The sequence below is a fragment of the Streptomyces sp. NPDC052016 genome, from assembly GCF_044548445.1.
In the GTDB taxonomy this organism is placed as follows: Bacteria; Actinomycetota; Actinomycetes; order Streptomycetales; family Streptomycetaceae; genus Streptomyces.
The window spans coordinates 130665-152264 of sequence record NZ_JBIUBX010000012.1; the positions used below are offsets into that span (position 1 = coordinate 130665).

The 21600-nt window shown below is 73.4% G+C and carries 19 protein-coding genes; 15 read left to right on the forward strand and 4 right to left on the reverse strand.

The features are described 5' to 3' along the window. Positions 1–107: 107 nt before the first annotated feature. Positions 108–1058, forward strand: coding sequence for a lytic polysaccharide monooxygenase (locus ACIHAR_RS17010; protein WP_400020076.1), 951 nt, complete (start codon positions 108–110; stop codon positions 1056–1058). A gap of 37 nt (positions 1059–1095) precedes the next feature. Here ACIHAR_RS17010 and ACIHAR_RS17015 read toward each other — a convergent pair whose 3' ends face one another. After that, the gene (locus tag ACIHAR_RS17015; protein ID WP_400020078.1) at positions 1096–1734 is read right to left on the reverse strand and encodes a Tat pathway signal sequence domain protein; all 639 of its coding nucleotides are present in this window, start codon (positions 1732–1734) and stop codon (positions 1096–1098) included. Positions 1735–2473: 739 nt separating this feature from the next. Between ACIHAR_RS17015 and ACIHAR_RS17020 the strand changes: the two genes are divergently transcribed. The 7 genes from ACIHAR_RS17020 to ACIHAR_RS17050 all read left to right on the forward strand — a co-directional run bounded on the left by ACIHAR_RS17020 (position 2474) and on the right by ACIHAR_RS17050 (position 9390). After that, entirely contained in the window at positions 2474–3142 is a 669-nt protein-coding gene (locus tag ACIHAR_RS17020) for a DUF6230 family protein (protein WP_365463334.1), read from the forward strand. After that, entirely contained in the window at positions 3139–3564 is a 426-nt protein-coding gene (locus ACIHAR_RS17025) for a DUF6114 domain-containing protein (RefSeq protein ID WP_365463331.1), read from the forward strand. Before ACIHAR_RS17020 ends, ACIHAR_RS17025 begins: the two co-directional genes overlap by 4 nt. Positions 3565–4088: 524 nt before the next feature. After that, positions 4089–5105 carry a substrate-binding domain-containing protein gene (locus ACIHAR_RS17030; protein ID WP_365463328.1) on the forward strand — a complete coding sequence of 339 codons (1017 nt, stop codon included), beginning with the start codon at positions 4089–4091 and terminating at the stop codon, positions 5103–5105. A 120-nt stretch (positions 5106–5225) separates the two neighbouring features. Further along, a complete protein-coding gene (locus tag ACIHAR_RS17035; RefSeq protein ID WP_400020082.1) occupies positions 5226–8018 on the forward strand; it encodes a nitrate- and nitrite sensing domain-containing protein in 2793 nt (930 codons plus the stop codon). Between the two features lie 11 nt (positions 8019–8029). Further along, positions 8030–8464, forward strand: coding sequence for a roadblock/LC7 domain-containing protein (locus tag ACIHAR_RS17040; RefSeq protein WP_400020084.1), 435 nt, complete (start codon positions 8030–8032; stop codon positions 8462–8464). A 1-nt stretch (position 8465) separates the two neighbouring features. Beyond that, positions 8466–8822, forward strand: coding sequence for a DUF742 domain-containing protein (locus tag ACIHAR_RS17045; RefSeq protein ID WP_400020086.1), 357 nt, complete (start codon positions 8466–8468; stop codon positions 8820–8822). After that, positions 8809–9390, forward strand: a complete 582-nt coding sequence (locus ACIHAR_RS17050) for an ATP/GTP-binding protein (protein ID WP_365463316.1) — start codon at positions 8809–8811, stop codon at positions 9388–9390. The genes ACIHAR_RS17045 and ACIHAR_RS17050 overlap by 14 nt, the downstream gene beginning before the upstream one ends. A gap of 8 nt (positions 9391–9398) precedes the next feature. Here ACIHAR_RS17050 and ACIHAR_RS17055 read toward each other — a convergent pair whose 3' ends face one another. Further along, positions 9399–9815: an ankyrin repeat domain-containing protein gene (locus tag ACIHAR_RS17055; RefSeq protein ID WP_400020089.1), complete on the reverse strand. Its 417-nt coding sequence runs from the start codon at positions 9813–9815 to the stop codon at positions 9399–9401. 224 nt (positions 9816–10039) lie between these two features. On the opposite strand from ACIHAR_RS17055, the gene ACIHAR_RS17060 reads away from it, so the two are divergent. Next, complete coding sequence (locus ACIHAR_RS17060; RefSeq protein ID WP_400020091.1) at positions 10040–11410, forward strand: AbfB domain-containing protein; 1371 nt, start codon at positions 10040–10042, stop codon at positions 11408–11410. Positions 11411–11424: 14 nt separating this feature from the next. On the opposite strand, the gene ACIHAR_RS17065 is transcribed toward ACIHAR_RS17060, so the two are convergent. Together ACIHAR_RS17065 and ACIHAR_RS17070 are read right to left on the reverse strand one after the other, a co-directional pair. Then, positions 11425–13302, reverse strand: a complete 1878-nt coding sequence (locus ACIHAR_RS17065) for an aromatic amino acid ammonia-lyase (RefSeq protein ID WP_400020093.1) — start codon at positions 13300–13302, stop codon at positions 11425–11427. A 10-nt stretch (positions 13303–13312) separates the two neighbouring features. Continuing rightward, positions 13313–14269: an ABC transporter substrate-binding protein gene (locus ACIHAR_RS17070; RefSeq protein ID WP_365463304.1), complete on the reverse strand. Its 957-nt coding sequence runs from the start codon at positions 14267–14269 to the stop codon at positions 13313–13315. Between the two features lie 292 nt (positions 14270–14561). Here ACIHAR_RS17070 and ACIHAR_RS17075 point away from each other — a divergent pair, with 292 nt between their 5' ends. The 6 genes from ACIHAR_RS17075 to ACIHAR_RS17100 all read left to right on the forward strand — a co-directional run bounded on the left by ACIHAR_RS17075 (position 14562) and on the right by ACIHAR_RS17100 (position 21569). Next, positions 14562–17654: an ATP-binding protein gene (locus ACIHAR_RS17075; protein WP_400020096.1), complete on the forward strand. Its 3093-nt coding sequence runs from the start codon at positions 14562–14564 to the stop codon at positions 17652–17654. Next, the gene (locus ACIHAR_RS17080) at positions 17651–18127 is read left to right on the forward strand and encodes a roadblock/LC7 domain-containing protein (protein WP_365463298.1); all 477 of its coding nucleotides are present in this window, start codon (positions 17651–17653) and stop codon (positions 18125–18127) included. The genes ACIHAR_RS17075 and ACIHAR_RS17080 overlap by 4 nt, the downstream gene beginning before the upstream one ends. A gap of 48 nt (positions 18128–18175) precedes the next feature. Further along, positions 18176–18616, forward strand: coding sequence for a DUF742 domain-containing protein (locus tag ACIHAR_RS17085; RefSeq protein WP_365463295.1), 441 nt, complete (start codon positions 18176–18178; stop codon positions 18614–18616). After that, complete coding sequence (locus tag ACIHAR_RS17090; protein ID WP_365463292.1) at positions 18603–19202, forward strand: ATP/GTP-binding protein; 600 nt, start codon at positions 18603–18605, stop codon at positions 19200–19202. Before ACIHAR_RS17085 ends, ACIHAR_RS17090 begins: the two co-directional genes overlap by 14 nt. Before the next feature lie 108 nt (positions 19203–19310). Further along, positions 19311–19724: a RidA family protein gene (locus ACIHAR_RS17095; protein ID WP_388748564.1), complete on the forward strand. Its 414-nt coding sequence runs from the start codon at positions 19311–19313 to the stop codon at positions 19722–19724. A 213-nt stretch (positions 19725–19937) separates the two neighbouring features. Next, on the forward strand, positions 19938–21569 hold the full coding sequence (locus ACIHAR_RS17100; RefSeq protein WP_400020099.1) for an alpha/beta hydrolase: 1632 nt from the start codon (positions 19938–19940) through the stop codon (positions 21567–21569). The last annotated feature ends 31 nt before the right edge of the window (positions 21570–21600 follow it).

Genomic DNA, 21600 nt, shown 5'->3' on the forward strand with positions numbered 1-21600 from the left:
GCCCCGATTTGCTCCCGTGACGTCCGGTGCGGGGTGTACTGAACGCGCCGGGCCGGTCCTGCGTACTGCCGGGAGACCGTTCCGCGCCGGCCGAGGAGACGTCCCCGATGCCCCGCACCACCGCAGTCCGCACCGCCGCCCTGACGGCCACCGCGACCATCGCCCTCAGCCCGCTCCTGGGACTGTGGGCGGCGGGACCCGCGCTGGCGCACGGCGCGCCCATCGATCCGGACAGCCGCGTCCACGGCTGCTCCCCCGACGGCGGAGCTCCGGCGAGGTCCGCGGCCTGCCGGGCGGCCGTGGCGGCCAACGGCGGTCCCTTCACCGCCTGGGACAACCTGCGGGTCGCGAACGTGAACGGCCGCGACCGGCAGACGATCCCCGACGGGCAGTTGTGCAGCGGCGGTCTGCCCGCCTACCGCGGCCTCGACCTGGCCCGCGCCGACTGGCCGTCGACCCGGCTGACGCCGGGCGGGACCCTGCGGATGTCGTACGTTTCGACGATCCCGCACAACGGCACGTTCAGGCTGTACCTGACGAAGCGGGGATACGACCCGTCGCGGCCTCTGACCTGGTCCGATCTGCCGGCGCGGCCGTTCGCCGAGGTCAGGGACCCGGCACTGACGGACGGCGCCTACCGCATCACCGCGAAGCTGCCCACCGACCGGACGGGCCGTCAGGTGCTGTACACGATCTGGCAGAACAGCAGCACGCCGGACACCTACTACTCGTGCTCCGACGTGGTGTTCCCGGAGGCGGCGCCGTCGTCGGCCGCCCCTTCGCCGGCCGCCTCGGCGTCCGCGGCGGGTGGGACGCGTGAGCGGCCCTCGGCCAGCCCGTCGGGTACGGCCGCCTCGACGGCGGCCGTCGCCTCGGCGGGGGCCGACGTGGGCGCGGGGAGCCCGCCGGCCCGGGCCGCGGGCACGGCGAGCACCCCGGTGGCGAAGGCCACCGGGGCCGGTTCGAAGTCGTCCGCGCCGCTCGTGGCGGGCGGCGCCGCGGCGGTGCTGGTGCTCACCGGCGGCGCCGCCCTGGTACTGCGCCTGCGGCGGCGCTGACCCCTGCGTGCCCCCTTCGGCTCGAGAGCCGTAAGGGCTAGTTGACGATGACCGGGGATCCGCCGGAGGTCACCGGTGCGTACTTGGCGGAGAAGAAGGCGTTGGCGAAGCAGAGCGACGAGCCGGACAGCTTGGTGAACGGCTGGCCGGAGAAGGCGATGCTGTTGTCGGCGTTGCTCGCCGTGCCGGTCAGAGCGGGTCCCTCGTAGACGCAGTTGACGCTGCCCAGCAGGGTGCGCAGGACCACTGTCGTGCGGATGTTGGAGCCGGCGGGCGGCGAGACGGTGAGGGCGCCACCGGAGGTGACCGCCGCGGTGTAGGGGAGGTTGTTGACCGTGATGCTGGTGACGCCGAGCACACCCAGGACGTTCGAGGTGCAGTTGGTGAAGGTCTGGCCGGTGAGCGACTCGGTGGCGGTGCCGGGCGCGGTGGGGTTGGCGGTGACGGTGGCGGTGAAGCTGGACGACGCGCACGAGACACCGCTGGTGCCGGTGGCGCTGGAGTAGAACGTGGCGGAGGTGCCCTGGGCCAGGGAGGCGACGAGGACGTCCCCGACGGCGACGTCGCCGTTGGCGGTGGTCAGGACCGCGGGGTCGGCCGCCGAGGCGGGGGCGACCGCCGTCAGCGAGAGGGCCGCGACGGTACCGGCGGCGGCGACGAGAAAGCGGATGCGCATGCGGGTGCCTCTTTCCTGAAGTGGGGGTTGGTGCGGGGGAGTTGGTGAAGCGTGAGGGGTCGACCGAGCGATGGGTCGTGGAACGTGGGGAGCAGCGAGACGCGATCGGCGTCCACCGGTGCCGGCCCGTGACGCCTTCTCCGTACGCGACGGGCCGGCAGCGCAAGGGGCGTCGAACACGACCGGCAGGGGGAAGCGGTCGTGGGCGGCGCCGTGGAGGGATCGGAAGCGGGGCACGCGTCGGCCCGTGCTGGATGCCCGGGCAGGTGTACCCGTACTGGCGGGAGGTCCGGCCGCCGGTGGCCGACGGCCGGACCCGGTCCGGGAGCGCGGTGAACGCTCACCGCGCGACGGATCCGGCGCCACGGATCCGGGCTGAGTAACGAGAGTTGTAAACCTGAGGATCCGTCAGCGTCAAGGACCCGTAAGCAAGTTGGTGGCCGCGGGGGGCTTTGCGCGAAGGGGGCCGGGAGCCGGTCGGCGAAGCGCTCCGGGGGACTCCCCTCCGACCGGTCGGCCCAATGGATCACAGGCGGCACACATCGAACACCCTTTTTCCACATCCGCCTTGACCCCCCGGTGTAACCATCGGTAACTTCCTCGTTGGCTACTGCCGCGTAACGAGAAAGCCCTTGCGATTTCCGGGAGTCGCGAGGAGGCGTGCGCGACAGTCGCTGTCCGCGCCAGGACAACGTGCCGCTGAAGCCCACATCGCATGACTATGCCCCTGGGAGCAGACATGGCCTCGTCCCCGGACGTCTCGCCGTCCGCCGACAACATCCCCGAGAACACGGAAAGCGGTTCAGCAGAAAGACGCGGCCGGGTCCGGCTGCGCCGCGCCGCCGTGATGGCGGTGCCCGCGACGCTCGTCGCCGCCGGACTCGCGGTCCTCACCGCCCAGGGAGCGCTGGGCGTGCAGTTCGCGATCTCCGGAATGCCGTTCGTGGTCACCGCCGACAAGCTCGAAGGCGAGGGCTTCGCGCAGTTCGGCTCGCTGGACCACATGATCGAGGACAGCCCCAACCAGGGCGACACCGGCGGTCAGGTCCTGGTCGTCACCTCGGTGGTGAAGTCGGGCAAGCTCACCAACCTCTGCCAGAGCGTCGACCTCGGCGGTATCCAGCTCGTCCTCACCGCCGGCGACAAGGGCACCAAGGTGGGGGTGGAGAACCTGGCCATCGACTCCGACGAGATCACCGGCAACGCCGCGTTCAACAACATCGAGATCGGCCGCGACGCCAGCACGTTCGACAAGGTCGACACCCGCGGCCTGCCGGGCGTCTACGGCCAGCAGGCGGACAAGGTCGTCATCACCGACCTGTACCAGCACAACTACGCCGCCACCGCGGCCGTTTTCAAGCTGCCCGACCTGCACATGAGGTTCGGCGGCAAGGGTTGCCCGCAGTGAACCGCTTCCGGCGGTGGAGAGGGCGCCGCCCCTTCCCGGGCGGGCTGCTGCTCGCCCTGGGCGGCGCGGAGATCCTCGTGACCATGAAGGCACCCCTGCCGGTCATCCTGCACATCGGTATGCAAGGGCTGGCCGGTTACCTCCTGCCGACCCTGATGGTGCTGATCGGGCTGCTGATCCTGTTCAACCCGTCCCAGCGCCTCTTCTACTCGATCATCGGTGTGCTGCTCTCCCTGGGCACCTGGCTCACCTCGAACCTCGGCGGCTTCCTCGTCGGGCTGCTCCTCGGCGTCGTGGGCAGTTGCCTCGCCTTCGGCTGGCTCCCGGACCAGGAGCCGCGCCGCAGCCGCCGACGGCGGCGCGAGGAGACGCGGTCCGCCGCGGAGTCGCTGCCGCCGGCCGCGGCGGGAGAGCCCGCCTGAGGCAGGGCCGCACGGCTGACGTGACCTCCGCCGGCCGGATGCGGCGACGGGGCCGGGGCGATCCGCGCAGGAGCGGGCGTACCCGGCCCCGGCGCTTGCGCGCCGCAGCCCACGGACAGGGACACCGCTGGGTACACCGACGACGACCCGCTCGTGCTCGCCCTGCCCAGGGACCGGCCGACCGGCCCGCCGGAGGGCCGCACAGCGCACCCGGAGGCGGACACGCGGGAGCCGGCGGGCGTCCTGCCCCTCCGCCCGGTGCGGCACAGGGCCAACCGAGCGTGCCTTCCGGATGCGTTGACGACCACTCAATTCGCCTTGCTGGGTGCGGGTCTCGTGGCCAGGTCGGTCCGTTCCGCATCACAATGCGGCAGCAACACCTCACCCCTGTGGTTGTTCACTTGACTGCCAGCGGTCACACACGGTTGGCTCCGAGCCGAAGCTTCTCGCCGGCGCACACCCCGACGCTCCGGCGGCGCTCGCCCCCTCCCCTGCTCTGCCGCACAGCGAGGTGCAGCCTCCCCATGAACGCCCCCCTCCCCGCTCCCCCTTCGCCCGGCTCCCCCGGACCGACGCGCCTGGCCGCCCTCGCCGCCGTCTGCTGCCTCCTCCTGGCGGGCTGCTCCGGCGCCGCGTCGTCCGGCGCGGACGACGCGGAGGCGGCGGGGCGTTCGGGCGCCCGGTTGAAGGTCGCCCTGGTCACCCACGGCGGGGAGGGCGACGCCTTCTGGGAACTGGTCCGCAAGGGCGCCGAGGCGGCCGCCGCCAAGGACGGTGTCGACCTCACCTACGCGAGCGACGCCGACGCCGCCGGACAGGCCGAGCTGGTGCGGGACGCGATCCGCGACAAGGTGGACGGCCTCGCGGTGACCCTCGCCAAGCCGCAGGCGATGAGGGGCCCGGTGGCCGAGGCCCAGGCGGCCGGCATACCCGTGGTCGGCCTCAACTCCGGCATCGACGCCTGGCGGTCCGCGGGACTGCTGGAGTACTTCGGCCAGGACGAGAGCGTCGCGGGCCGCGCCGTCGGCGACAAACTCGACGCCCTCGGCGCCCAGCACGCCCTGTGCGTCATCCACGAGCGGGGCAACGTCGCCCTCGAGGCGCGCTGCGCGGGCGTGAAGAAGGCCTTCGCCGGTGAGACCGAGATGCTTTACGTCGACGGCACCGACATGGAGGCGATGACCGCCGCCGTGACGGCCCGTCTGCGGCAGGAACCCGGCATCGACGAGGTCGTCGCCAACGGCGCGCAGTACGCGCTCGCCTCGGTGAAGGCGGCCGGGAAGGCGGGCAGCAGGGCCGAGGTCGCCACCTTCGACCTCAACAAGGACCTGGTCGACGCCGTCGGCGACGGCAGAGTGCAGTTCGCCGTCGACCAGCAGCCGTACCTCCAGGGCTACCTCGCCGTGGACGCGCTCTGGCTGCACCGGACCAACGGCAACGTCAGCGGCGGCGGGGTGGCCCCCGTCCTGACGGGCCCGGCCTTCGTCACGAAGACCAACGTCGCCGAGGTCGCCCGCTTCGCCGCCGACGGAACCCGCTGACCGGGCGCTTCACGCCGGTGCCGGACCTCCTCGCTCCCCGTGCTCCCCGGCGCTCCCCGGCAGTCCCGGCCTCCCGATCCTCCGCCCCCGCTCCCCGCCGAACGCCCCCCTAGGACGACCATGTCTCCACGGACAGATGCCCGGCGCCGCCGTCTCGGCTCCATACGTCTCTCCCTGATCCTCCTGGCGCTGGTGCCCGGCGTCACCCTCACCGCCATGTGGAGTGTGACGACGATCCAGATGTTCTCGGAGGGGCTACGGCTGCGCGCGCAGACCGAACTGAGCCGCTCGACCGGTGCCATGGGCACCGAGGCGACGCTCGCCCTGCAGCGGGAGCGCAGCCTTTCGGCCGTGTGGCTGGCCACGCCGGACGGCTCCCGGGCCCCGTTGGAGGCGCAGCGCGAGAAGACGGACGCGGCGGTCGCCAAGCTGGTCGCACGGGCGGACGACATCCAGCAGGCGCCCGCCCGCGTCCGCGAACGGATGTACTCGGTGGTCGCCTCCGTGGGCAGCCTGGAGTACTACCGGGGTCAGGTGGACGACCCCACCGACATCACCGCCGCGCAGGCCCTGGACCACTACACCTCGATCATCGACGACCAGATCCACGCCTTCCACGAGCTGTCACAGGTCGACGACGGCGACCTGACCTCCCAGGCCGGCCCGCTCGTCGCCCTCGAGCACGCGGCCGAGCTGGTCTCCGAGGAGGACATGTACCTCACGCTCGCCGGGCCCGCGCGGCGGATGGACCAGAAGGAGTGGGTCACGTTCGCGGAGACGGTCGACGCGCGCCGCTGGCTCGTGAAGGACCAGATCGTCCCCTCGCTCACCGACTCGACGAAGACGCAGACCGAAAGGATTCTGCGGAGCAGGGCATGGCAGACCCTCGAGTCCGTCGAGGACAAGGTGCTCGCGGCGCGGACGGACCGGGGCGAGAACGGCGACGTACGGCTGCCCGACGTCCAGAGGGAGTGGCGGGCCGCGCTCGTCGAGGTTTCCGACCAGTACTCGGCGCTGATCCGGCAGCAGACCGCGGAGCTGCTCCAGCGCAGCGCGGACGAGGCGCGCGGGCTGCTGATCAAGGCCGGCGCGCTGAGCGCCGGAGGGCTCGTGGCGCTGCTGCTGTGCGTCGGGATGTCCTGGCGGATCACCCGCTCGCTGTCCCGGCGGCTGCGCGGCCTGCGGGTGGCGACGCTGAGTCTGGCGCACGAGCGGCTCCCGGAGGTGGTGGCGCGGCTCGACCGGGGAGAGACTGTCGACGTGGACTCGGCGACTCCGCCGCTGGACTACGGCGGCGACGAACTCGGGCAGGTGGCCGAGGCGTTCAACACGGCGCAGCGCACCGCCGTGCACACCGCCGTCGAACTCGCCGACACCCGCCGCGGCTTCCAGAAGATCATCCTGGGCATCGCCCGGCAGAGCCAGAACCTGGTCAACCTCCAGCTCAGCAAGCTCGACGCGCTGGAGCGCCGGCACCAGGACCCCGAGGTGCTCGAGGGCCTGTACGAACTGGACTCCACGGCGAGCCAGTTGCGCCGCTACGAGGAGAACCTCGTCATCATCAGCGGCGGCCGGCCCGGCCGCAGCTGGTCGCAGCCGGTCGCGCTGGTCGACATCCTGCGCAGCGCGGTCGGCGAGGTCGCCGAGTACCAGCGGGTGGAGGTGCACACCGAGGAGGAGGTGTCCATCGCGCCGCCCGCGGTGGCGGACGTGATCCACCTGCTGGCCGAGCTCATCGACAACGCGACCTCCTACTCGCCGGCGCCGAGCCCGGTGTGGGTGCGGGCCACGCTGGTGGCCAAGGGCCTGGCGATCGAGGTCGAGGACCGCGGCCTCGGTCTGTCCGAGGAGGACTACGCCTCGTTCAACGCGCAGTTGGCGGTGCCCCCGCAGTTCGACGTGGTGGCACTCGCCGACGACCTGCGGCTGGGCATGTTCGTGATCGCCCGGCTGGCCACCCGGCACGGCATCGCCGTGACCCTGCGCCCCTCGCCGTACGGCGGGACCACCGCGATCGTGCTCGTCCCGCACGACATCGTGGTCCGCGAGACACCCGGCTCCGAGTCCCCGGTGGCCGGGGTCCCCCGCGCGCCGGGGACCTCAGCGTCGCCCGCGCCGGGAGCGGACCGCGCGTTGGCCGGACGGGCCGCGTCCGGGGCGGAGCGGGAGGCGCCTGGCAGGACGTGGGAGGCGTCCGGCCCGACGCGGGGCGGCACCGGCGCGGCGCAGGACACCCCGGACGTGGAACACGGCAGGACCGGCCCGGAACCGCACGGGCCCCTCCCCGTACGGCGCCCCTCCGCCCCGGCGCCCGACCCGTCGACCGCCACGGGCGGTACGTCGCACCCGGCGCACACCTCGACGATCACCGACGAGGCCCCGTTTCCGGCGGACCCCTCGTCGGCGTCCGCGGGTCCACCGTCGGCCTCCGCCGCCCACGTGTCCGCCCCCGCCCCGGACGAGCCCGTGACCGCGGCCGACGCGTCCGTTCCCGCCCCGGACGGGCCGGGCGCCGCGGCCGACGGGCGCGGTGCGGGTGTCCGGCCCGGCGACGCGACGGCGGACGAGGCAGCGGGCACGACGGCAGGCGCGACGGCGGCCCGGACCCCGGCGGGAGCCGCCCGGCCCGGCGGCCTCGCCCCGCTGCCCCGCCGGGTCCCGCAGACCAGCCTCGCCGACGAGTTGCGCGAAGCCCCCGGAACCGCCGAGGACGACGGCTTCCCCGACGACTTCACCGCGGAGCGCGCGGCCTCCTCCCTCGCCGGCTTCCAACGCGGCACGCTCCGGGCACGCGACGACGCCGAAGCGCCGCCGTCCGGCCCGGAGGACGCGGCCGCCCCGCCGGCCCCCGGCCCGCCGGTCACCGCCGCGGGCACCACCCCGACCTCGACACCGCCCGCCGACCGCTCATGAAGGACACCGCCATGACACACTCCGTCCCCGCCACGAACACCCAGCTCGACCAGTTGCTCTCCGGCCTCGTGGACCGGGTCGCCGACGTGAACCAGGCCGTCGTGCTCTCCGAGGACGGGCTGGTGGTCAGCAAGTCCCTCGGCTTCCTGCGCGAGGACGCCGAGCGGCTGGCGGCGACCGCCTCCGGCCTGATGAGCCTCAGCAAGGGCGTCAGCATGGACTTCCGCGGCGGGCCGGTGCGCCAGGCGCTCATCGAGATGGCCAACAGCTACCTGATCCTCACCTCGGCCGGCCCGGGAGCCCACCTCGTGGTGCTGGCCGGCTCGAAGGCGGACGTCGGCGTGGTGGCGTACCAGATGAACATGCTGGTGAAGAAGATCGGCGAGCACCTCAGCGCGGCGCCGCGGACCGGTGTCGGTCCCGCCCCGCGCACCCTCGGCGGGTGAGGTGGGCGCGGGCGACGAAGCGGGCCGGCTCGTCCGGCCGTTCACTCTCACCGGGGGGCGGACCCGGCCCAGCCGCTCCGACTTCACGCTCATCACGACGGTGACCGCGGTGGACCCGCCGCCCGAGCGGGCCACGCGGCCGCAGCCGGAGCACATGAGGATCCTGCGGCTGTGCGCCCGGCCGCTCGCGGTGGCGGAGGTCGCGGCCTGTCTGGACCTGCCGGTGAGCGTGGCCGTCATCATGCTCTGCGATCTGCTGGAGGCGGGCCTGATCACGGCCCGGCCGCCGCGTCCCGTCACCGGTACCCCGGATTTGGAGCTGCTGCAGAAAGTGAGGGACGGCCTTGGCCGGATCTGACCCCACCGCCGCGACGGTCGCGGCGCCCGACACGGTGAAGATCCTCGTCGCCGGCGGTTTCGGCGTCGGCAAGACCACCATGGTCGGCGCGGTCAGCGAGATCGCGCCGCTGCGCACGGAGGAGCCGCTGACCGTCGCCGGGCTGGACGTCGACGACTTGAAGGGCATCGAGGAGAAGCGGTCCACCACCGTGGCCCTCGACTTCGGGCGCATCACCATCGGTGACGACCTGGTCCTGTACCTCTTCGGCGCCCCCGGCCAGCAGCGGTTCTGGTTCATGTGGAACGACCTGGCCGTCGGGGCCCTCGGGGCGGTGGTGCTGGTCGACGTGCGCCGGCCGGAGTCCAGTTTCGCCGCGATCGACTTCTTCGAGCGCCGGGGCATCCCGTTCGTGGTCGGGGTCAACGGCTTCCACGGACAGCACCCCTATCCGGCCGAGGCGGTCCGGGAGTCGCTGGCGCTGCCGGCGGACGTGCCGGTGCTGCTGTGCGACGCGCGGGAGCGGGAGTCGTGCCGGGACGTGCTGATCGCGCTGATCGACCGGCTGATCGCGCAGGTCGCTTCCTGACGGTGCCGTCAGCGGGCTCCCGCGGCGCGCAGCACGGCGGCCGTCTCCGGGTGCGGTCCCGCGTCGGCCCACTCCAGCGGCGTCCTCCCGGTGCCGTGGTCCTCGCGGAGGTCGGGGTCGGCGCCGTGGGCGAGGAGGGTGCGGACGGTTTCGGTGTGGCCCCAGCAGGCGGCCGCGCACAGGGGGGTGCCCTCCGAGCCGAGGCCGCCGCTCTCCGCGTCGGGCGGGGCGCCCGCCGCGAGGAGGCGGCGGGCGGTGTCGGCGGCGCCGTTCACGCAGGCCGCGTACAGCGGGGTGTGGCCGTCGGTGTCGGCCTTCCCCGGGTCGGCGCCGGCGCGCAGCAGCGCGTCGACGTCCCGGCCCTCACCGAACATCGCCGCCGCGACGAGACGCCTCGTCAGTTTCTTCTGCCGTCTTCTGTTCACGGCCGCCGAGACTAGAGCCTCCCCGCCAGGCGGGTCGCCGCAGTTTCTTCCGGGCCGCGCGCGGGCCGCAGGCGGAAAACCGCCAAGCGTGTCCCGGTGATTGACCTGTTCCCCTCGTGCCCCTACCTTCTGACCGATTCATCGAACCGCGTTCGAGATATCGACATCCCGGACGCCTCCCCACACCGCCATGCGCCCAACGGCCCGCACCCCGTGGAGAGCACATGACCCCCGACCCGTCCCGCCGCCTCTTCCTCGGCGCGGCAGCCTCCGTCCCCCTGGCCCTGACCCTGGGCACCCCGGCCGCCCACGCGGCCGACTCGGCGTACGTGATGGCCTACTTCACCGAGTCGACCAGCCTCGGCCTCGGCACCGACTACGGCCTCCACCTCGCCGTCAGCACGGACGGGCTGCGCTGGATGCCGCTGAACCAGAACAACCCGGTGGTCACGCCCACCGAAGGGGCCGGCGGCCTGCGCGACCCGTTCATCCTGCGCAAGCAGGACGGCACCTTCGTCGTCCTCGCCACCGACCTCAAGGGCACCGACTGGAGCTACAACAGCCAGTACATCCACGTCTGGAACTCGGCCGACCTGCGCACCTTCACCGGCTACCACCGGCTCAAGCTGCACGACATGACCACCCACAGCTGGGCGCCGGAGGCGTTCTGGGACGCGGGACGCGGCCAGTACGGGATCCTCTACTCGTCGGTCAACTCCAGCGGGCACAACGTGATCATGGTGAACTACACCACCGACTTCGTCACCGTCTCCGCCCCGCAGGTCTTCTTCGACCCCGGCTACGACGTGATCGACGGCAATCTGACGGTGGGCGTCAACGGGGTCAACTACCTCTACTTCAAGAAGGACCAGACCCTGGTCGGCGCGAAATCCACCACCCTCGCCCCGGGGAGCTTCACCCCCTTCAGCACCGGCGTCGCGCACGGCGGCACCGAGGCGCCGACGGTGGTGAAGTCTTTGACGTCCGGGACCTGGTACCTCTGGGGGGACACCTACACCCCCAACGGCGTCTTCTACGCCTGGCAGAGCACCGACCTCGCGGCCGGCACCTGGACCGCGCTCGACCAGCGCCTGTACACCCAGCCGGTCAACTCCAAGCACTGCGGCATCCAGCCGATCACCTCGACGGTGTACGACAACCTGGTCGCCAGGTGGGGGGCGCCGGCCTGGAACCGGCTCAAGTCGTACAACTACCCGGGGCGCTACGTCCGCCACGCCAACTACGTCGCCAGGATCGACACCTACCCCTTCGACCTCTACACCGACGCGCAGTGGAAGCTGGTCCCGGGCCTGGCCGACGGCTCGGGCGTCTCCTTCCAGTCGGTCAACCACCCGACCCGCTACCTGCGCCACTACAACTACGAAGTCCGGCTGGACGTCAACGACGGCACCTCGACGTTCGCGGCGGACGCGACCTTCCACCGTACGGCGGGGCTGGCGGACGCCAGCTGGTCGTCGTTCCGGTCGTACAACAACCCGACCCGCTACCTCCGGCACGCCGACTACGTCCTGCGCGTCGACCCGGTCGCGACGGCGACCGACCGGCAGGACGCCACGTTCCACGTCGGCTACTGAGCCGGCCTCGGCGCTCACAACTCCGCGAGCGTCGGCAGCAGTTCGGCGGCCGCCCGCACGTCCTGCGTCAGCGGGCGGTCGTCGACACCGTCGGGGAGGGCGGCGTCCGCCACGGTGAGAACGGCGGTCCGCGGCCGCGCCGGGTGCATGCGCAACGCCCTGACGGCGGTGACGAGTTCACAGGCCAGGACGGTGGCGTAGGCGTCCGTCGCGCGCAGGGTCTGGCGGGCGGCCTGGCCGGCGAAGCTGGCGGCCTCCTCCAGGCCGCGCGAGAGGACGGCGTGCCCGGTGGAGGCGGGCGCCGCGCACGCACGCACCTCGGCCAGGGCGGAGTGGGCGGTGTACTCCAGGATCATCGTGCCCGAACTGCTCGCGGGGCCCGCCGCGAGGAACGGGGTCAGGCCGGTCAGCCCCGGGTCGCCGAGCGCGGTCAGGCGGGCGGTGGAGAGCTGAGCGGTCTGCAGCAGGGCGAGGTTCGCGGCCTCCAGGGCGAGGCCGAGCGGCGCGGCGAAGAACCCGCCGTGGTGGTAGGCCCCCGTGCCGTCAGGGGCGACCAGCGGATTCTCCGAGGGGCAGTTGATCTCCACCTCGACGACCTCGCGCAGCCTCTCGGCGGCGTCGAGGGCGCAGCCGTGGACCTGGGGGAAGGCGCGGAAGCCGTAGGGATCCTGGATACGGCGGCCGGGGCCGGACGGCCGGTCGGGCAGCCCGAGCAGCCGCCGCACCTCGCCGGCCGCGCGGGCCGCGCCGGGGTAGGGGCGCAGGGCGTGCACGGGCGCGGCGTACGCCTCCGGCGAGCCGGAGACCGCGGCGAGCGAGAGCGCGGCCACGGCGTGCGTGGCCCGCAGCAGGACGTCGAGCGCGTGCCGGCCGAGCGCGGCCTGGGCGAGGGCGAGGGCGTTGCTGCTGAGGAGGGCGAGGGCGTCGCCGGGGCGGAGCGTGACGGGCGCGGGGAGGCGGTCGGACGGGACGCCGGCGGACGTCGGCGCCGGGGCGCCGCGCCGGCCCTCCGCGCCGCGGGCCGGTCCGGTGGCGGGCCCGCCACCGCCCGACCGGCGGCTCGGGGCGCCGCTCCGCCCGTCGTCCGCCCGCGACGCCGGCCCGTCGACCACCCGGGGGTGTTCACCGACCTGGACGCCGAGGTCGGGCCTGGTCCGCGATCCGGCCCCCGGTCCGCCACGGCCGCCGCCGACGGCGCCCGCGGCGGGCCGGCCGTCCGGATCCGTGCCCCGGTCGCCGGCCCGCCGGTTGTCCAGCCAGTCGTACAGACCGGCGGTGGACCGGCCGTCCAGGAGAGCGTCCGCGCCGTCCGGGTGGGCGCCGGGCTCGCGTCGCCGCCGGGTGGTCACCTCGCTGTCCAGCCAGGGGCGTTCGCCGATCAGGGTGAGGCCGGTCTGGGCGAGGGCCGTCAGGTCGCCCGTGCCGATGCCGCCGTACTCGTTCACGGCGGGGTGGACGCCCAGGCGGAGGGCCTCGATGAGGGCGTCGACGAAGGCGGGCTGGATGCCGGAGCCGCCGGCGAGGAGCTGGTTGACGCGGATCGCGAGCATCGCGCGGATCTGGCGGGCGGGCAGGAGGGCGCCCGCGCCGCCTGCGTGGCTGCGCAGGAGCCGCAGACCGTGCGCGGTCTCGTCGTCGGCGTCGACGGTGACCGCGCGGTGGGCGCCGACACCGGTGCCGCGGCCGTAGAGCCGGCCGGCGGCGGCCAGCCGCTGGGCGGTGCGCCAGGACCGTACGGCCCGCTCGCGGGCCTCGGGGGCCACGGCGGGCACGGCCGCACCGTCGGCGAGCGCGATCAGCTCGCCGACGGTGAGGGAGGTGCCGTTCAGGACGACCCGGGTGGCCTCCGGGGCGGGAGGCGGCGGGGCCGGTCCGGGTGCTGTCGGGTCCACCGTGCGGACGTCAGTCCAGACCGACCGACTTCAGCCACGCCTTGGCGACGTCCAGCGGGTCCTTGCTCTCCAGCTGCACCTGGGAGTCGAGGTCCAGCAGGGTCTTGGTGTCGAGCTTGGCGGAGACGGCGTTGAGCGCGTCGACGCCCTCCTGGGGGAGTCCGCTCTTGTAGACCAGCGGCGTCACGTTGGCGAAGCCGAAGAGGTTCTGCGGGTCCTGGAGGACGACGAACTTCTCCTTGGTGATGGTCGGGTCCGTCGTGAAGATGTCCGCGGCCTGCACGGTGTTCTTCTTCAGCGCGGCCTGGGTCAGCGGGCCGCCGGCGTCGAGGGCCTTGAAGGACTTGAACTTCAGGCCGTACACCTCCTCCAGGCCGACCATGCCCTGGTGGCGCGTCTGGAACTCGGGCGAACCGCCGAGGACCAGTTCCGGGGCGACGTCCTTGAGGTCGGCGAGCGTGGACTCCGCCGTGAGGTCGTACTTCTTCGCGGTCTCCTGGTTGACGGTGACGGAGTCCTTGTCCTCGGCGGGCGAGGACTCCAGCAGCGTCAGCTTGGAGTCGAGCTTGGCCTTCACGGCCGCGTTGACCGCCTCGAGCGACTTCTGCTCGGCCTTCGGGTCGAGGTAGGCCAGCAGCGAGCCGTTGTACTCCGGCAGCACGGTGATGGAGCCGTTCTTGAGCAGGCCGTACGTGGTCTCGCGGCTGCCGATGTTCGGCTTGTAGGACACCTTGATGCCCTTGGCCTTGAGGGCCTCGCCGTAGATGTCGGCGAGCAGGATGCTCTCGGCGAAGTTGTTGGAGCCGACGACGACGGTGCTGCCGTCCGCCTTGCCCTCGGAGAGCGGGTCGGAGGCGTCGTCGGAGGAGGAACATCCCGCCAGCAGGGCCGTCATCGCGGCCAGCGCGAGGGCCGCCGCACCGGGGTGGTTCCTGAGGGACCTGCTGCTGTGGGCGTTGGAAGTCACGGTTCCCGTTCCGGGCTCTGGAGGTCGATGAGGAAGGAGGAGAAGGATGAGGAGGCGCCGAGTCCGAACGCCCTGGACTGATCCAATCCACCCTCTTCTCGGTCAGTCAAGTGTCGCTGGGTTACCGATTGGCTTCTATTCGTGGCCAGTTGTGTTCTGATCAGGCTTCGCTTCGTAATGGATTCTTGACTTGGGGCGACGCCCTTGGCCGCACACAGAAGCGATATCGTCACGGCAGTTGACGTCGGTCACACGGCGCGTACGCCTGCAAGACGCCCACGAAGGAGGCCCGGTGTCCACGAAAACGGTGGACGCGCCCGCCCGCCCGGCACCCTCGACCGGCTCGTCCGTCCGCCGGGGCCTGCGGCGCTTCGCCGACCGGTGGCCCTTCCAGCGCAAGCTCAACGTCATCGTCGGCGTTCCGCTGATGGTGATCGCCCTGCTGCTGACGTACCTCATCGTCGACCTGGTGCAGGAGTCCAACCGCGCCGAGGCCGCCGCCCAGCTGGTGCGGGACAGTACCGACGTCGCCGAGCTGGTCGCCGCGGTGCAGGCCGAACACCAGCAGGCCATCCTCCTCTCCGTGCGGCACGAGGCGTCCTTCGACGGCGGCACTCCCTCCACGTCCGCGTACCGGGTGGCCCAGCTCGACGTCGACAGCCACGTCCAGAAGGTGCGCGAGACCTTCGGCGACCGGCTGCCGGCCGGTGCGGCGCAGGCGCTGCGGGAGGTCGAGGGCCTCGCCGGTCTGCGGGACACCGTCGAGCAGGGCTACCTGCCCGCCGACAACATCGACCCTGCGTACTCGGGCGCCGCCGACGGTCTCATCGACGGACTCGGCCTCGACCGCAACTCCGCGCTCGCCACCACCTTCACCGGCAACCTGCTCGACTCGCTGCTGCGCGCCGACGCGGCCCACGGCGCCTTCGAGACCGGGGTCTTCTCCGCGAGGACCGGCGACAGCAACGCCCTCATCGAGTTCACGGGCGCGGTCGGCTCCCACCGGCTGTACGTCTACCAGGCCGAGCGCTTCTCCCGGTTCGCGACCGAGGCGCAGACCGACGAGTTCAGTGGCATCGAGCACAACTCCGCCATGGCCACCATCGGCCAGAACTACGCCGAACTCGCCGTGGACCCCAGCGCCTTGCAGGCCGACTCCACCGCGGAGATCCGCACGGCGCTGCAACAGGCGCTCGCCTCCTACCACCACTACAACCAGCAGGCCGAGACGCGGCTGCGGATCACCGCCTCCCTCATCGACCAGATCGCCGACCGGGCCGACGCCGCCGCGTCCGACGCGGAGTGGCGCGCGGGCCTGCTGCTGAGCCTGGCCCTGTTCGGCTTCCTCGTCTGGATCGTCCTCGTGGTGCTGGTGCGCCGCTCCGTGGTCCGCCCGGTGCTGGCCCTGACCGGCGCCGCGCAGGAGGTCGCCGACGTCGCCGGGCGCGAGCTCGCCCGGGTCGCGGACGACGACGCCGAGGAGAGCGGGCCGCCGCGGCTGCGCGAACTGCCGGTCACCGCGGACGACGAGATCGGCGAGCTCGCCGAGGCCTTCAACAACGTCCAGACCACCGCGGCCGCGCTGCTGGAGCGCCAGGTGCTCAGCCGGCGCAACGTCGCCGAGATGTTCGGCAACGTGGGACGCCGGGTCAGCAACCTGACCACCCGCCAGCTCGCACTGATCGACTCCGTGGAACGCGGCGAGACCGACCCCGCACTGCTCGAACGCCTCTACTCCATCGACCACATCGCGGTCCGTCTGCGCCGCAACGCCGACAGCCTGATGCTGCTGGCCGGCATCCGCGAGACCGTCCTGGACGCCGGTCCGACGGCGCTGACGAACGTGGTGCGCGCCGCGCTCGGCCAGATCGAGGGCTACCAGCGGGTACGGCTGCACGCCGGCACCGAGATCATGGTGGAGCCCGACATCATCGGCGACCTGACGCTGATGCTCGCCGAACTCCTGGAGAACGCCGTGTCGTTCTCGCCCGAAGGCAGCCCGGTCGAGGTGGGGGTCGACTCCGACGACGACGGAGCGACGATCACCATCGCCGACCACGGCCTGGGCATGAGCGCCGAGCGCCTCGGCGAGGAGAACGCCCGTCTGGTCCGCCGCGAACGTCTCGACCTCGTCCCGACGAAGGTGCTCGGCCTGTTCGTGGTCGGCGCGCTCGCCCGCCGCTGGGACGTCGACGTCACCCTCTCCCGCACGCCCGGGGGCGGTGTGACGGCGGAGGTGTCGATCCCGTCCGCGCTGCTGCTGACGCCGAGCGGGACGGGGCTGCCCGGGACCGGGGCGACGGGCGTGACCGCGTCGGCCCCCGGCGCTGTCCCGTCCCCGGCGGCGCGGGCCGCGCTGCCCGCCTCCGCCTCCTCCTCGGCCGGCCCGTCCCCGTCGGTCTCCGTACCGCCCGAGGAGGCGGACGCGCAGGAACCGGGCCCGCTCCCCCGCCGGGTCCCCCGGCGCGCGTCGACCGACGCCGAGGGGACACGGCCCGAGCCGGACCGGGCACACGGCCGCGACGAGGCGGAGGCGGTCGGCGCCGAGGCGGAGGCGGCCCACGCCCGTACCGAGGCGGACGCGGGTGAGCCCGGACGGCCCCGCGCCGTTACCCGCACGGACACGGCCGAGCCCACGGCCCACGTCCACGGCACCGACGACGACGCCGACTCCGACTCCGACGGCCTTGGGGCGCACCCGGCGGCGCCGGAGGCCGGTGCCCCCGCACACCCCGCCGAGGGCGCCGGGAAGACCGGGGCCGGCCCCGCGACGTCGGCCGCCCCCGGCCCCGGCGCCACCGGCGATTCCGCCGCTCACGCCCATGGCAGGGACGCCCCCGCCCCGCCCGCCGACAGCGCCCGCGACAGCGAGGCGCGCACCGGCCGGCCCGCGCCCACGGCCCGCGCCGGGACGGACACCGCGCGGACCGGCTTCCCGGCCCGCCGCACCGCGCTCCCCGGCGCCGCCGGCGCCGTCGCACCTCCCGCCGGCGGTGCCGACTCGAGCGGCGGGGCACGGCCGCTCAGGCGCCGGGTCCGGGGGGCCACCCTGCGGACCACCGCCGAGGCGGCCGCGCGGCAGGCCGCGCGCCACACCGCGCGCCCCGCCGACGCGGACGCCGTGCGCAGCGCGCTGGAGGAGTTCGAGGCGGCCGTGGAACGCGCCCACCGCGACACCGGCGGCGGCACAGGGGAGCACCCGCTTCCCCCCACCCCTCGGGCCGCCGAGCGGAACGAACCGAACGACCGGAGCGAACCGAACGACCGGAGCGACCGGGACCACCCGGACGACCGCAACGACCGCAACGACCACGGGAACGACCGGGACGACCACGGGAATCCCTCGCACCACCAGAACCACCTTCCGGAAGGAGCCGAGCAGTGAGCACGTCGACAGGTGCAACTCCCCCGGGAGACGCCACGCCGACCGATCTGCGGGCCGCCGCAGCCGACTTCACCTGGCTGCTCAACCGTTTCGCCACCGAGACCGCGGGAGTGGTGGACGCCATCGCGGTGTCCTCCGACGGCCTGCTGATCGCCGTGTCGGAGCTGCGCGAGCACGCCGACTCCGAGCGGCTCGCCGCGATCGTCTCCGGCATCACCAGCCTGGCCGCGGGCGCCTCCGGCAACTACGGTCTGGGCGGCCTGAACAAGGTCATCATCGATCTCGAGGGCGGCCACGTCCTGGTCTCCGCGATCGGCAGCGGCGCCGTGCTCGGCGTGGTCACCGACAAGGAGGCCAAGCTGGGCAACATCGCCTACGAGATGACCGTCTTCGCCAACCGCGCCGGCGCCGCGCTCAGCCCGCAGCTCGTGCTGGAGCTGAAGAACAGCGTCGGCGCCACCAGGTCGCGCTGACCGCCGTCGCCGTAGAGACCGCCGGTCCAGAGAGGGAGCGAACCACCGATGGCGGACGGCCGCACTCCGCGCGGCGCCGGCGAGGACGGCGCCGTACCGGTCGGCCCGGCGTCCGCCGTCCGGCCCTTCCTGGTCACGGCCGGCCGGGTGGCGGGCGCGGACGCGGCGTCGTCGGGCCGGACGATGCCCGTCGAGACCCAGCTGGTGGCCACCACCGCCGGGATCGACGCACTCGACCGGCTCTCCTTCGAGCAGCACGACATCGTCGCCGCCTGCCGGGTGCCGCAGTCGATCGCGGAGATCGCGGCACGGCTGCGGCTGCACCTGAACGTGGTGCGGGTCCTCGCCGAGGACCTGCGTGCGGCGGGGCAGCTGTCGGTGCACGTGCCCGACACCGGCGCCACCCACGACGCGTCCGTCCTGCGCAGGCTCATCGATGGCCTCCGCGCCATCCCCGACTCCCGGGGGGTACTCCGTGACTCCGACTGAAACGATCGTCCGGCAGACCGCCGGGCAGGCATCCGTACGGCCGCCGCTGCCGGTGAAGCTGGTGATCGCGGGCGGCTTCGGCGTGGGCAAGACCACCGCCGTCGGCTCGATCTCCGAGATCGAGCCGCTGACCACCGAGGCGGCCATCACCGAGGTCGCGGCGGGCGTGGACGACCTCAGCCACACCCCTCGCAAGACGACCACCACGGTCGCGATGGACTTCGGCTGCATCACCATCGACCCGACCCTGAAGCTGTACCTGTTCGGCACGCCCGGGCAGGAGCGGTTCGGGTTCATGTGGGACGACATCGTGGAGGGGGCGGTCGGCGGGCTCGTCATCGTCGACACCCGCCGCCTCGACGACTGCTACGCCGCCGTCGACTACTTCGAGCACAAGCGGATGCCGTTCGCGGTGGCCGTGAACGCCTTCGACGGCCACGTCGAGCACACCCTGGACGAGGTCCGCTGGGCCCTCGACGTCTCCGACGGCGTCCCGGTCCTGGTCTTCGACGCCCGCGAACGCGGCTCCGTGCGGGACGCGCTGCTGGTGGTCCTGGAGCAGGCGCTGGCGCGGACGGAAGGGTGACGCGGGGCGCGAGGAGCGACCGCGCGCGTGATCGGCGGCGGTGACGCGGGGACCCGGAGGGCCGGCGGACGGGGAATAGCCCTGATCCGCACGGGAGTTGATCGTGGCATGAGCCTCGACGAGCGTACGATCACCAATCCGCCGACCCTGCACGATCCCACGCCCTTCGGTTACAGCCACGCGGTCTCCGCCCCCGGTGAACTCGTCTTCATCGCCGGGCAGTACGCCTCCGACGCCTCCGGCGCGCCCGTGCCCGGCGACTTCGCCGCCCAGGTGGAACTCGCTTTCGACCGGCTGGAGTCGGCGCTCGCCGGGGTGGGTCTCGGCCTGCGGCACGTCGTCCGGCTGGGCTCGTTCGTCGTCGACCACGACCCCGGCAAGCTGGCGGCCCTCGGCAAGGCGCTGCACGCGCGGTTCGGCGAACGGCTCCCCGCGCAGACCCTGAGCGGAGTCGCGTCCCTCGCCCTGCCGGGCATGCTGTTCGAGGTCGACGCGGTCGCCGTCCGCCCCGCCTCCCTCTGAGCGGACGGACCGGGGTCGTGTCTGCGGCGTGATCCGCACGACAGGCCCCGGGTCCGGGGAAGGCCGCGGGGTGCCCGGCCCGGGCGGGCCGGTGTGGCCCATTCGGGTGCGGCCGGCTCGCGGGACCAGGCCGGACGCGGTCTGGTGGTCACGGATGCGTGCCGGCGTCCGGTGTCGGTCGGCGCCGGGCGCTCGGCCGTGAAAGGACGTGGCATGCGAATATCTGGTCCCCCCGGCCGTCAGAGGAGGGGCGCCGCGGTCGCCGCCGTGGTGCTGACCTGCTCGACGGCGCTGACCGGGTCCCCCTGCGCCGCGGCGGGCGGGGGGCCTGCCCCCGCGGTGCCCGCGCCGAAGCTGGACTGGGCGCCCTGCGCCCAGGACAGGACGTACGACTGCGCGACGGCGACGGTGCCGCTGGACTACGCGAAGCCCGGCGGACGCAGCATCGAACTGGCCGTGGTGAGGCGGAAGGCCTCCGACCCCGGGCGTCGCATCGGCACCCTGTTCTTCAATCCCGGCGGCCCCGGCGGACCCGGGTCGGTCCAGATGCCGCAGATGTACGAGCTCTTCCCGCGCGAGGTGCGGGAGCGTTTCGACATCGTCAGCTGGGACCCGCGCGGGGTCGGCAACAGCACGGCGGTGAACTGCTTCGCCGACGCTGCGGAGGCCAGGGCCTGGACCGCGAGCCGTCCGACCGGGTTCCCGGTGGGCGAGCGGGAGCGGAAGTCGTGGATCGACGCCTACCGGGAGCTGGGCCGGGCCTGTGAACGGCGTGATCCGGAGCTTCTGCGCCACGTCTCGACGGCCGACACCGCCCGCGACCTCGAGCAGCTCCGCCGGTCGGTGGGCGAGTCGCACCTCACGTACATGGGGATCTCCTACGGCACGTTCCTCGGCGCCACCTACGCCAATCTCTTCCCGGACAAGCTCCGTGCCATGGTGCTCGACAGCAACGTCGACCCGTCGGCGTGGACGGACGACGGGTCACGGCAGCCCGTGCTCCCCACGATGCTGCGCCTGGGTTCGGACCGTTCGGCGGCCGCGACGCTCGACCGTTTCCTGTCCCTGTGCGGGGCCGCCCCCGTCGCGCGCTGCGCGTTCTCGGCCGGCAGCCCACAGGCCACCCGGGACAAGTTCGACGAGCTGATCCGGCGCCTGAAAGCCCGTCCGGTGGAGGCGTGGACCTACGCCCGGGCCGTGGCGGACGCGGTGAGCGGCCTGTACGTCGTCCACCCCGGATGGACGGACCTGGCGGGCCGGCTCCAGGAGCTGTGGCAGGGGCGCGTTCCGGCGGCGCCCGCCGCGCCGGCCGCGAAGCCTCCGCTCCCGGTCCCGTACCTGGGCGAGGAGCAGGGGGCCGCCGTGATCTGCGGCGACAGTCCCAATCCTCGTGATCCCGGCGTCTTCGCCGCGCTGGAGGAGGCCGGAGCCGCGCGTTCCGGCGACGCGGCGCGCTACTGGACGTGGGCCGCGCAGCCGTGTTCCACCTGGCCGGCGGCGCCCGCCGACCGATACGCCGGACCGTGGAACAAGCCGACGGCGCACCCGGTGCTGCTGGTCGGCACCACCTTCGACCCGTCCACCCCGTACGAGGACGCGAAGGCGATGTCCGAGAGACTGGCCGACGCCCGGCTGCTCACCCACCACGGCTACGGACACACCGCGCTGCTCAACCCCAGCCGGTGTGTCAACGACCACGTGAGCCGCTACCTCGCCGACGGCGTCCTGCCGCCGAAGGGAGCATCGTGCGAGCCGGACGCGCCGCCCTTCCGGGCGCCCGAGCCGCGCGGCGGCGTCGCCACCGGCGGGGGCGGGACGGCGGGCGCCGTGAAGCACTCCGCGTGACGTGACCGCAAGGCCCCCACACCGGCGGGCG